10 protein-coding genes are annotated in these 11,115 nt (G+C 62.5%); 7 read left to right on the top strand and 3 right to left on the bottom strand.

Annotation, left to right across the window (positions count from 1 at the left end; all coding sequences use genetic code 11):
- The first annotated feature begins 2 nt into the window (after positions 1-2).
- From HDE76_RS01895 to panE, 3 genes are all read left to right on the top strand, one after another.
- Entirely contained in the window at positions 3-1,079 is a 1,077-nt protein-coding gene (locus HDE76_RS01895) for a lipocalin-like domain-containing protein (protein ID WP_184505101.1), read from the top strand.
- A 135-nt stretch (positions 1,080-1,214) separates the two neighbouring features.
- Entirely contained in the window at positions 1,215-1,883 is a 669-nt protein-coding gene (locus HDE76_RS01890; RefSeq protein WP_184505099.1) for an HAD-IA family hydrolase, read from the top strand.
- A 17-nt stretch (positions 1,884-1,900) separates the two neighbouring features.
- On the top strand, positions 1,901-2,830 hold the full coding sequence (gene panE, locus HDE76_RS01885) for a 2-dehydropantoate 2-reductase (RefSeq protein WP_179476638.1): 930 nt from the start codon (positions 1,901-1,903) through the stop codon (positions 2,828-2,830).
- Positions 2,831-2,923: 93 nt separating this feature from the next.
- Here the strand turns inward: panE and HDE76_RS01880 are convergent, their stop codons facing one another.
- The 3 genes from HDE76_RS01880 to HDE76_RS01870 all read right to left on the bottom strand — a co-directional run bounded on the left by HDE76_RS01880 (position 2,924) and on the right by HDE76_RS01870 (position 7,353).
- Positions 2,924-4,132: an acetyl-CoA C-acyltransferase gene (locus tag HDE76_RS01880; RefSeq protein ID WP_179476637.1), complete on the bottom strand. Its 1,209-nt coding sequence runs from the start codon at positions 4,130-4,132 to the stop codon at positions 2,924-2,926.
- 103 nt (positions 4,133-4,235) lie between these two features.
- Positions 4,236-6,623 carry a 3-hydroxyacyl-CoA dehydrogenase/enoyl-CoA hydratase family protein gene (locus HDE76_RS01875; protein ID WP_184505097.1) on the bottom strand — a complete coding sequence of 796 codons (2,388 nt, stop codon included), beginning with the start codon at positions 6,621-6,623 and terminating at the stop codon, positions 4,236-4,238.
- Between the two features lie 103 nt (positions 6,624-6,726).
- On the bottom strand, positions 6,727-7,353 hold the full coding sequence (locus tag HDE76_RS01870; protein WP_179476635.1) for a TetR/AcrR family transcriptional regulator: 627 nt from the start codon (positions 7,351-7,353) through the stop codon (positions 6,727-6,729).
- 231 nt (positions 7,354-7,584) lie between these two features.
- Between HDE76_RS01870 and ndk the strand changes: the two genes are divergently transcribed.
- From ndk to HDE76_RS01850, 4 genes are all read left to right on the top strand, one after another.
- Positions 7,585-8,010 carry a nucleoside-diphosphate kinase gene (gene ndk / locus HDE76_RS01865; RefSeq protein WP_179476634.1) on the top strand — a complete coding sequence of 142 codons (426 nt, stop codon included), beginning with the start codon at positions 7,585-7,587 and terminating at the stop codon, positions 8,008-8,010.
- Between the two features lie 68 nt (positions 8,011-8,078).
- Positions 8,079-9,224 (top strand): 23S rRNA (adenine(2503)-C(2))-methyltransferase RlmN, encoded by a 1,146-nt coding sequence (gene rlmN, locus HDE76_RS01860; RefSeq protein WP_179476633.1) that lies wholly within the window; start codon positions 8,079-8,081, stop codon positions 9,222-9,224.
- Positions 9,214-10,002: a type IV pilus biogenesis/stability protein PilW gene (gene pilW, locus HDE76_RS01855; RefSeq protein ID WP_179476632.1), complete on the top strand. Its 789-nt coding sequence runs from the start codon at positions 9,214-9,216 to the stop codon at positions 10,000-10,002. Before rlmN ends, pilW begins: the two co-directional genes overlap by 11 nt.
- Positions 10,003-10,007: 5 nt before the next feature.
- Positions 10,008-11,015 carry a helix-turn-helix domain-containing protein gene (locus HDE76_RS01850; RefSeq protein WP_343205633.1) on the top strand — a complete coding sequence of 336 codons (1,008 nt, stop codon included), beginning with the start codon at positions 10,008-10,010 and terminating at the stop codon, positions 11,013-11,015.
- The last annotated feature ends 100 nt before the right edge of the window (positions 11,016-11,115 follow it).

Below are 11,115 nucleotides of genomic sequence, written 5' to 3'. Positions count from 1 at the left end.
GCATGACGCGATGGATCCTGCTGGTAATCTGGCTAGTTTCGTGCGGCTTCGCACAGGCACCGGCGCGCGCAGAAGGTCCGGTCTATGCCGATGTGTTGCCGGGTCATTCGCTGACCTTTCCCGCCGACTACGGCGCCCATCCGGACTTTCGGACCGAGTGGTGGTACGTCACCGGCTGGCTGCACACGCCCGACGGTCCAAGAGGCTTTCAAATCACGTTCTTTCGCTCGCGACCGGATGTCGATCAGAACAATCCCAGCGCGTTTTCGCCCAAACAAATCATCCTTGCTCACGTTGCCCTGTCGGATCCGAAGCTGGGCAAACTGATCGATGACCAGCGTATTGCCCGCCAGGGATTTGGTCTGGCAAACGCCGCCACGGGCGATACGGCGGTGGTGCTCGACGACTGGAGCCTGGTGCGCGGTGCCGACGATGTCTACACCGCCAGGGCCGGCACCGAAGCGTTCGGCCTAAACCTGCATTTGCGGCCGACGCAGGCGTTGCTGATTCAGGGCGACCGCGGATACAGCAGCAAAGGCGCGTCGGCCGGCGAGGCAAGCTACTACTACAGTGCGCCGCATCTTTCGGTTGCCGGTACGCTTCGTCAGGGTGGCCGCACGGTCGAGGTGAGCGGCGATGCGTGGCTCGATCATGAGTGGTCGTCCAGTTTTCTGGCAGCGCGTTCGGCCGGCTGGGACTGGACCGGATTGAACCTTGATGACGGCGGCTCGCTGACCGCATTCCAGGTTCGTGATGCCGCCGGTCAGCCGGTCTGGGCTGGCGGAAGCTTCCGTGATGCGAGCGGCGCTACCGTCGTGCTTCGACGCGACGACGTGCAGTTTTCCACGAAGCGCAGCTGGCTATCGCCGCGCACCGGCATCCATTATCCGGTGGTGCAGACGCTTACGATCAAACTGCCATCGGGGTCAAGGCAGTTCATCCTCACGCCGCTGTTCGACGATCAGGAGCTCGATAGCCGCGCGACCGGCGGCCCGGTGTACTGGGAAGGCGCGGTGAAGACCGACGGTGGAAAGGGCTATCTCGAATTGGTCGGGTACGCCACGGCGGTGAAAATTTAGCGGCGCGGTAGAATCTTAAGTATCGCTTCGCTATCGAGACGCCTCGGCGGCTCTTCACGGTAGTTCGCGTGGCAAAACATCATTCTTACATTTCGCTTGGCTTAGCCAGGCCTGCTTCGCTTTCAAGGAAACCCCATGCGTTTGGCTGTTGGTACGGAACTGGTTGCCCAGGCTTTGTTGTTTGATATGGACGGTACGCTGATCGATTCTCGCGTCATGGTCGAGACCTTGTGGAAGGACTGGTGCGACGCGCACGGCGTGGATTTCGACTGGGTGCTGCCGCAGTTGCACGGCGTTCGTCTCGCCGATTCCGTCCGTCATTTCACGCCCGCCGGTTATGACGTGGAGCTGGAAATCCGCACGATGTACGACATCGAGCTGCGCAGTACCGATGGCATCGTGCCGATCAAGGGCGCGCTCGAACTGCTGGCCACCCTGCCCGAGGATCGCTGGACCATCGTGACTTCGGCCGATCAGGAACTGGCGCGCGCGCGGCTGGCGGTTACCGGCATCGTGCCGCCGCCGAAGATGGTTGGCGGCGACGATGTGAAAGAGGGCAAGCCGCATCCGGCGGGTTATCTGGAAGGCGCGCGACGGCTGGGATGCGCGCCGGAAAAGACCCTGGTATTCGAGGATGCCGTCGCCGGCATCCGCGCCGGTCAGGCCGCGGGCGCGCGCGTGATTGCGCTGGCGACCGGCCATCCCGGTGAGATCCCTGAGGGAGTGGAGTGGATTCCCGATATGTCGGCACTGCGTTTTGTCGGTGTCGATGCCGACGGCGTGCACCTGCGCGTCGTGGCCTGAGTCGAGGACAAATTCTTATGCGCATTCTGGTTCTCGGGGCAGGCGGTACCGGCGGCTATTTCGGCGGCCGGCTGGCGCAGGCTGGCGTCGATGTGACTTTTTTGGTGCGGCCAGCGCGCGCCGCGCAACTCGATGCCAACGGTTTGATCATCCGCAGTCCGCTGGGCGATGCACAGCTGACGGTGCGCCATCTGACGGCCGAACAGCTGGCGGCCGCGGCGCCATTCGACGTGATTCTGCTCAGCTGCAAGGCGTACGACCTGGAAAGTTCGCTCGACGCGGTGGCGCCAGCGATGGGCGAGCACACTACCTTGTTGCCGATTCTCAATGGATTGCGTCACTACGAGACGCTGGATCGACGCTTCGGTACGGCGCGCGTGCTCGGCGGGCTGTGCTTTATCAGCGTGACCAAGCCGGCCAGCGGCGAGGTGCTTCATCTCGGTAAGCCCGCCTCGGTGACCTTTGGCGAGCGCACTGGCCAGCCGTACAGCGAGCGCTGCGCCGCCATCGCCGCCGCGTTTTCGCAGGCGAAGGTTGAACACAAGCATTCGCTGACGATCGTTCAGGACATCTGGATCAAGTACAGCTTTCTGACCGCGCTGGCTGCCGCCACCTGCCTGATGCGCGCGAGCGTCGGCGTGATCGTTGCCACCGACGATGGTCGTGACTTCATGCAGCGGCTTTATGCCGAATGTATCGAAGTGGCAGCTGCCAGCGGCTTGCCGATACCGGCTACCGCGCAGGAGCTGGCGATCAGGAATCTGACGCAGGATGGCTCGCCCGTCACCGCCTCGATGCTGCGCGATCTGGAGTTCGGCCAGCCGATCGAGGGCGGGCATATCGTGGGCGACATGCTGGCGCGCGCACGCGCCTTCGGTATCGACGTGCCGCTGCTCAGCGTGGCCTGGAGCCACCTGCAGGCGTATACGGCGCAGCGCAATAGCTGAGCGCACGGCAGCGCGTATAAGCACTGACATTGGGCAATAAAAAAGCGCCGTAGTTGTACGGCGCCTTTTTGGTTTGCGGCCAGCAGTAATCGATCAGAGCGCTTCGAAAATACCCGCCGCGCCCATGCCGGTGCCGATGCACATGGTGACCATGCCGTATTTCTGCTTGCGCCTGCGCATGCCGTGCACCAGCGTGGCGATGCGGATCGCGCCGGTGGCGCCGAGCGGATGACCCAAGGCGATGGCGCCGCCCAGCGGGTTGACCTTGCTCGGGTCGAGGCCGAGGTCGCCGATGACGGCAAGTGCCTGCGCGGCGAAGGCTTCGTTGAGTTCGATCCAGTCCATCTGATCGAGAGTGAGGCCGGTCTGCTTGAGCACCTTGGGAATGGCTTCCTTCGGGCCGATACCCATGATTTCCGGCGGCACGCCGGCGACCGAAAAGCCGACGAAGCGCGCCAGCGGCTTGAGGTTGTAATCCTTGACCGCCTGTTCGCTGGCCAGCATCACGGCGCCGGCACCATCGGACATCTGCGAGGACGTGCCGGCGGTCACCGTGCCGCCGTACTGCGCGTTGCGAAACACCGTGCGCAGCTTGCCCAGCACTTCCATGGTGGTGCCGGCGCGCGGGCCTTCATCGGCGTCGATCAGACGGCTGTCTGTGGTGATGTCGCGGGTGATCAGATCGGGGTAATGATCGTCCAACTGGAACGGCGTGATCTCGTCCTTGAATTCACCGGCGGCCTGAGCGGCGAGCGCACGGCGGTGGCTTTCCACGCCGAAGGCGTCCTGCTGTTCGCGCGTGACCTTCCACTTTTCGGCGACCTTTTCGGCGGTGATGCCCATGCCGAAAGCGATGGCGTAATCCTCGCTCTTAGCGAAGATGGCCGGGTTCATCGCAATCTTGTGGCCCATCATTGGGATCATAGTCATGCTTTCGGTGCCGCCGCCGATCATCAGGTCGGCATCGCCGAGCCGGATGCGGTCGGCTGCCTGGGCCACGGCCTGCAGGCCGGACGCGCAGAAGCGGTTGACAGTCACGCCGGGCACGGTATTTGGCAGGCCGGCCAGCAGCACGCCGATGCGCGCCACGTTCATGCCTTGCTCGGCTTCGGGCATGGCACAGCCGATGATGGTGTCGGCAATGCGATGCGGATCGATGCCCGGGCTCTGCGCCACGACGGCGCGGATGACGTGTGCCAGCAAATCGTCGGGACGGGTGTTGCGGAATACGCCGCGCGGCGCCTTGCCCACCGGGGTGCGGGTGGCGGCGACGATATAGGCGTCTTGCACTTGCTTGCTCATGAGTTTTGCTCCGTTGCGTCGCGCGGTTCGCGGCGACGTGCGTTGATTTTTTGATCGTCATCCCGGCAGTCGACGGGACGACGGTTTCCTTTGCGGCGGAGAGTCAGTTCCGCAGCGGCTTGCCGGTGGTCATGGTGTGGGCGATGCGCGCCTGGGTCTTTTCGGTCTTCGCCAGTTCGACGAAGTGCTTGCGCTCCAGCGTCAGCAGCCACTCTTCGTCGACCAGCGAGCCGCGCTCGATCTTGCCGCCGCACAGGGTGTCTGCAATGCGCGTGGCGATATCGATATCGTGCGGCGAGGCGAAGTAGCCTTCCTTCAGATTGGCCAGCGAGGCCTGGAAGGTGGCGGTGCCCGTATCGCCGGCGACAGGAATGGCGCGCGCCGGCATCGGCGGACGGTAGCCGCTCTCGGCCAGCGACAGCGCCACTTTCTTGGCCACGTAAAGCAATTCGTAGGCGTTGAAGATGATGATGTCGCTGTCGCGCAGCAGGCCGAGCTGCTTGGCCTCGAACGCGCTGGCCGAGACCTTGGCCATGGCGATGGTTTCGAAAACCTTTTTCAGCGATTCGAACGGGTCGTCCGGATTGGCCTTGGCCGCGCGCACGGCCAGCTCATGTAAACCACCGCCGGCCGGAAGCAGGCCGACGCCGGCCTCGACCAGACCGATATAGCTTTCCAGCGCGGCCACGGTACGGGCCGAATGCATCTGGAATTCGCAGCCGCCGCCGAAGGCCATGCCACGCACGGCCGAGACGACCGGCACCAGTGATTCTTTGATGGTCATGCTGGTGCGCTGGAAGTTGGCGACCATGGCGTCGAAGTCGTCGAACTTGCCTTCCTTCAGCAGGCCGAGCGCGCCCTTCAGATCGGCGCCGGCCGAGAACGGCTCGCCGGTCTGCCAGATGACGACGGCCTTGAGCTTTTCTTCGGCCAGCTTGATCGCATGCTGCACGCCGTCGAGCACCTGGTCGTTGACGGTATTCATCTTGGTCTTGAACGAGAGGATGCCGACCTCATCGTCGCCCAGCGTCCACAGACGCACGCCGTCGTTCTCCCACACGGTGACGCCCTGGTCGAACTTCTCGCCGAGGATCGGATCGGGGAACAGCTGACGCGCGTACACCGGATGCTGCGAGCGCGGCTTGTAGGTGCTGTCGCCAGCCGACCACGAGCCTTCTTTCGAATGGACGCCTTTACGGCCGTCCGTGACCCAAGCCGGCAGCGGCGCATCGCTCATCGCCTTGCCGGCCTTGATGTCCTCGTCGATCCACTCGGCGACCTGCTGCCAGCCGGCGGCCTGCCAGGTTTCGAACGGACCGAGCTTCCAGCCGTAGCCCCAGCGGATCGCGAAGTCGACGTCGCGCGCGGTGTCGGCGATATCGGCCAGATGGAAGGCGGAATAATGAAACAGGTCGCGGAAGCTGGCCCAGAGGAACTGCGCCTGCGGATCGCTGGAAGCGCGCAGCTTGCCGAACTTCTCCGATGGATCCTTGATCGCGAGGATGGCCGCAACTTCGTCCGACGGCTTTTGCTCGGACGGCACGTAATCCTGCTTGGCAACGTCGATCACCACGATGTCCTTGCCAGCCTTCTTGTAGAAGCCGGCGCCGGTCTTCGAGCCCAGCGCGCCCTTGTCGATCAGGCCCTGCAGCACGGCGGGTGCCTTGAAGTATTTCAGCCACGGATCGTCGGGCAGGGTGTCGGCCATGGTCTTGATGACATGGGCCATGGTGTCCAGGCCGACGACGTCGGCGGTGCGATACGTCGCGCTCTTCGGACGACCGAGCGCCGGACCGGTGAGGGCGTCAACAGTATCGAAACCCAGCTTGAACTGCTCGGTGTGGTGCATCGCGGCCAGCATCGAGAACACGCCGATGCGGTTGCCGATGAAGTTCGGGGTGTCCTTGGCGATGACCACGCCCTTGCCCAGGGTGGTGGTCAGGAAGGCTTCGAGACCATCGACGATGGCCGGGTCGGTCAGGCGGGTCGGAATCACCTCGACCAGATGCATATAGCGCGGCGGATTGAAGAAATGCACGCCGGTAAAGCGGTGGCGCAGCTGCTCCGGCAGCGCTTCGGCCAGGCCGTTGATCGACAGGCCCGAGGTGTTGCTGGCGAGCACCGCCGTGGCGGAAACGTGCGGCGCGATCTTCTTGTACAGATCGAGCTTCCAGTCCATGCGCTCGGCAATGGCTTCGATCACCAGGTCGACATCCTTCAAATGATCCAGATGTTCGTCGTAGTTGGCCGGGATGATGGCGGCCGCAAAGTTTTTGTCGGCCAGCGGTGCCGGCGACAGCTTGGCCAGGTTGGCGATGGCTTTCAGCGCGATGCCGCTCTTCGGACCTTCTTTGGCGGGTAGGTCGAACAGCACGGTTTCGACGCCCGCGTTGGTCAGGTGCGCGGCGATCTGCGCGCCCATGACGCCGGCGCCCAGCACGGCGGCCTTCCGGATGCGCAGGGGTGGATGTGACTCGGATGCAGCGGTCATTGGCTTCTCCAGTAGAACGAACGCAAAGCTTGGGTGGGAAAGTGCGGCCGTTGCCGGCCGTTGTACGAAACGATGTCGGTGTGAGGACGGACTTGGCTGAGGTCTAGGGGTGACTGAGTCCGGCCACGGCGAAACGGATGAGGTGCTGCGCGGTCTCTTCGCGGTGCTCGATCTCGCTGACCCCGCTTTTGCGCTGGATCATGCCGAAGCCCGACATGGCGTGCGTCAGCGCGCCGCTGACCAGGTCGATGCGCCAATACAGCTCCTGCTTCGTCAGCTGCGGCAGCAGGCGGGCAAATTCCGCAGTGAACTGGCGCATCACGTGGCCGTAGTTGTCGGAAAGGAACTGCCGCAGCGTGTCGTCGTGCTCGGCGAAGGCGCGAGCCAGCACGCGCATGAACAACGAACCCGACTCGTCGTGCGACAGGTCCAGCGCGGGTCGGATAAAGGCGGACAGCACATCTTCCAGTGTGGTCGTTTCGGCCCCCTCGACCAGCGACAAGGCCTGCAGGCGGCTGTTGTTCAAGGCATCGAGCCGGCGTCGGAAAATCTGTTCGACCAGTTTTTCCTTCGAGCCGAAGTGATAATTGACCGCGGCCAGATTCACGCCGGCGGCCGATGTCAGCTGCCTCAGCGAGGCGCCATCGAAGCCGCGCTGCGCAAAAAGGGACTCGGCCGCGCCCAATATGCGTTCCTTGGTGGAGCCGGACGGGTTCACTTGCACAATCATCCTGCGGCAGAGGGTCGGTTCAAACGATCGTTTGAGGATACGCGGAGCGGTTTGTCATCGTCAAACATCCCTCTGGATTCGTGATCCTTGTTAAGGACAGGTGATTTGCGTATCCGGTAGAATCTGTCAAACTTTCCTGTACTAAACCCATATTCCACGTAAGGTTTAGCCTTTTTTGTCGGCCCTTGTTGGCCATGACAGCCTTTTTGAAATCCTTTCGGAGCAGATCCCATGGCGCTCGAGCGCACTCTTTCCATCATCAAGCCCGACGCCGTCGCCAAGAACGTCATCGGTGAAATCTATGCGCGTTTCGAGAAGGCCGGTCTCAAGATCGTTGCCGCCAAGATGGAGCAGCTGTCGCGTCAGGAGGCCGAGGGTTTCTACGCCGTGCATCGCGAGCGTCCGTTCTTCAAGGCACTGGTGGATTTCATGATTTCCGGTCCGGTGATGATCCAGGCGCTGGAAGGCGAGAATGCCGTGCTCAAGCATCGCGATCTGATGGGCGCCACCAATCCCAAGGAAGCCGCCGCAGGCACCATTCGCGCCGATTTCGCCGACTCCATCGATGCCAATGCCGTGCATGGTTCGGATGCCGTCGATACCGCCAAGGTCGAAATCGCCTATTTCTTCGCTTCGACCGACGTGCTGTCCAGGTAATTCGTCGTTCCATCATTGGATTTCAGGGAAACGAAAGCGGCCTTCACTGGCCGCGCTCTCGAAGAAACATGAACCAGGTAGCCACCACTTCATCTGACGCAAAGATCGCGAAGGTCAATCTGCTCGATTTCGATCGGCAGGGTCTGCGCGACTTTTTTACGCAGATCGGCGAGAAGCCTTACCGCGCCGAGCAGGTGATGAAGTGGATCTATCACGACCTGGAAGATAACTTCGAGAACATGACCGACGTGGGCAAGGCGCTTCGCGCCAAGCTCAACGACTCGTGCTACATCGGTCCACCCAAGACCATGCTCGACAAGGCCGCCACCGACGGCACGCACAAGTGGTTACTGGGCATGGACAAGGGCAACGCGGTAGAGACCGTGTACATACCCGAGCCCACGCGCGGAACGCTGTGTGTTTCTTCGCAGATCGGCTGTGCGCTCAACTGCCAGTTCTGCTCGACCGGCGCGCAGGGTTTCAACCGTAACCTGTCGACCGCCGAAATCATCGGGCAGGTGTGGGTGGCGGCGAAATATCTGGGCAATATCACCCATCAGAATCGCCGCATCACCAATGTAGTGATGATGGGCATGGGCGAGCCGCTGGCCAATTTCGACGCGGTGGTCAAAGCCATGAGCCTGATGCGCGACGATCTGGGCTTTGGCCTCGCTGCCAAGCGCGTGACGCTGTCGACCGCCGGCATGGTGCCGCAGATCGACCAACTTTCCGACGCCATCGACGTCTCGCTGGCGGTTTCACTCCATGCGGCCAACGACGAGCTGCGCACCGAACTGGTGCCGCTCAACAAACGCTATCCGATTGCGGATCTGATCGCCGCCTGCCAGCGCTGGGTCGCGCGTAAGCCGCGCACTTCGATCACCTTCGAATACACCTTAATGAAGGGCGTCAACGATCAGCCCGAGCATGCCCGACAGCTGATCAAGCTGATGCGCAAGCTGCCGACCTGCAAAGTCAACCTGATTCCGTTCAACCCGTTCCCGGGCACCCGGTTCGAGCGCTCAGGCGCCACCGATATCCGGGATTTCCAGACGCTGCTGCTCAATGCGGGCGTGCTGACCATGTTGCGTCGCACTCGCGGCGACGATATCGACGCCGCCTGCGGCCAGCTGGCGGGGCAGGTCACCGACCGCACGCGACGCAGCGCCGATATCCGCAAGAAACAGGACGAGGAAAGCGTACATGCGCATTAATCGCGCGCTGATGCTTAGCCTGCTGCTGCCGCTGGCCGGTTGCGTGACCACGCATACCGACAGCAACCCCATCGGCAAGAACATGCCGCAAACGAGCAAGGCGGACCAGGCGGTGGAAGCCGCCCGCGTGCATACCGAGCTGGGGCAGCGCTATCTGGCCAGCGGTGATCTGCAGAAAGCCTTGGCCAAATTGACGACAGCCCTGCAGTTCGATCCGAACTACGCCCCCGCGCATACGGTGATTGCTGTTGTCTATGAACGCATCAATCAGCCGGCCCAGGCCGAGATCCACTATCGCAAGGCCGTCGCACTGGAGCCAACCAAGGGCGATGCGAACAACAACCTGGGCTTATTTCTTTGCTCGACCGGTCGCTATGCCGAGTCCTACGGTTATTTTCAGAAGGCGATCGCCGATCCGTTTTACCAGACGCCTGATATTGCTTTGACCAACGAAGGCATCTGCCAACTGCGCAACCACGAAGTGGCAGCCGCGGAATCGAGCTTTCGCGATGCCATTGCGCGCAACGCCAATAACGGCGAAGCACTATTTCAGCTTGCCAAAGCGCTCTATCTGAATAACGATGCGTTCCGGGCGCGGGCTTTCATTCAGCGCTTCGATGCGCTGGGGACGCCAACGGCGGCGGCATTGAAGCTCGGTTACGATATCGAATCTCATCTGGGCAACCAGGATGGCGCCCTTACTTATCGCACTCGGCTGCAAACCCAGTTCCCGGATTCGGAACAGGCGCGCGCCCTCAATACCACTGTCAGCCAATGACTTCCATGCAGCCTGATCCGACCGAACCCGGCAAGAGCACGCCCGATCTTTTCGGGGTCAACCTGCTCGATATGGACGCGACTTCAGCAGCGACGCAGGCCATCAGTTTTGGCAGCCGACTGAAGGCGGCACGCGAGGCGCGAGGCTTGAGTATCGAGACGTGCGCCAGTTCGCTGCGACTGCCTGTGCGCGTGCTGCGCGAGCTTGAACAGGATATGCACGAGGGTATCGACTCGAAGATTTATCTGGGCAGCTACATCACCAAATATGGCCAGTTTCTGGGCATCAACGACGCCTCGATCCAGGTCGAGCTCGATCGCATCAAGCAGGTCGAGCCGCCGCTGGTGGCTACCGGCGGCATCTCGCACTCGCGCTTTTTGCTGGATCGCTACGCCACGGCAGCGACCTACGTGGTGCTGACCGCTGTGATCGTGGTGCCCATGATCTGGCTGGGCGTGCGCGGCACGATGGATCGCAGCCTGACCCACTTGGCGCCGCTCGATGCGGCCCCGGTGGCGCAGCAGGACGCTCCTGCTGCAGTCAGCAGTACTGCAAACGCGGCGAATGCGTCCGCCGGCAGCAGCGCTGTGGCGCAGATTCCGGCACCGCCGCCGAGTGTTGTGGCAGCGGCTCCCCAGGATCAGCCGCTGATGGCGTCGATGGCGCCTTTTCCCAGCATGGACAGCGGTAACCTGCAGCCGGCCAAGTCGGCTGCTCCGGTCGCCGTGGATACGGGCACCGGCAGTCACAGCCTCGGCGTCACGGTTGACGCCGCCAGCTGGGTCGAAGTGATCGGCAAGGACGGCAAGCGGCTCGAATACGGCCTGCTGCCGGCCGGAAGCAGCAAGACGTATCACAGCGATCAGCCGCTGGATGTGCGCATCGGCAATGCCAATGGCGCGCAGATCAGCATCGATGGCCAGCCTGTCGGGCTGGATGATTTCCGGCATGCCAACGTAGCGCATTTTCGCGTACAGGTGCAGGACGGCAAGGCCTCCGCGGCCAGCCTCTGATCCATACCGGGGCCGCTTCGAGCGGCCCTTTTCGGTTATGCTTGCGCACCGTGTGTTCGCCTCACGGCGGAGACGAGCGGCTTTTACTTCCATCCCTCGC

Source organism: Rhodanobacter sp. ANJX3 (genome assembly GCF_014200755.1).
Taxonomy (GTDB): Bacteria; Pseudomonadota; Gammaproteobacteria; order Xanthomonadales; family Rhodanobacteraceae; genus Rhodanobacter.
Note: the sequence above shows the minus strand (reverse complement) of the source record. Positions and strands in the feature narration are given on the sequence as shown.

What these genes read in the sequence shown, in the direction of transcription:
- HDE76_RS01895 (WP_184505101.1), top strand. Translation starts at nt 3, where the DNA reads ATGACGCGATGGATCCTGCTGGTAATCTGGCTAGTTTCGTGCGGCTTC.
- HDE76_RS01890 (WP_184505099.1), top strand. Translation starts at nt 1,215, where the DNA reads ATGCGTTTGGCTGTTGGTACGGAACTGGTTGCCCAGGCTTTGTTGTTT.
- panE (WP_179476638.1), top strand. Translation starts at nt 1,901, where the DNA reads ATGCGCATTCTGGTTCTCGGGGCAGGCGGTACCGGCGGCTATTTCGGC.
- HDE76_RS01880 (WP_179476637.1), bottom strand. Translation starts at nt 4,132, where the DNA reads ATGAGCAAGCAAGTGCAAGACGCCTATATCGTCGCCGCCACCCGCACC.
- HDE76_RS01875 (WP_184505097.1), bottom strand. Translation starts at nt 6,623, where the DNA reads ATGACCGCTGCATCCGAGTCACATCCACCCCTGCGCATCCGGAAGGCC.
- HDE76_RS01870 (WP_179476635.1), bottom strand. Translation starts at nt 7,353, where the DNA reads ATGATTGTGCAAGTGAACCCGTCCGGCTCCACCAAGGAACGCATATTG.
- ndk (WP_179476634.1), top strand. Translation starts at nt 7,585, where the DNA reads ATGGCGCTCGAGCGCACTCTTTCCATCATCAAGCCCGACGCCGTCGCC.
- rlmN (WP_179476633.1), top strand. Translation starts at nt 8,079, where the DNA reads ATGAACCAGGTAGCCACCACTTCATCTGACGCAAAGATCGCGAAGGTC.
- pilW (WP_179476632.1), top strand. Translation starts at nt 9,214, where the DNA reads ATGCGCATTAATCGCGCGCTGATGCTTAGCCTGCTGCTGCCGCTGGCC.
- HDE76_RS01850 (WP_343205633.1), top strand. Translation starts at nt 10,008, where the DNA reads ATGCAGCCTGATCCGACCGAACCCGGCAAGAGCACGCCCGATCTTTTC.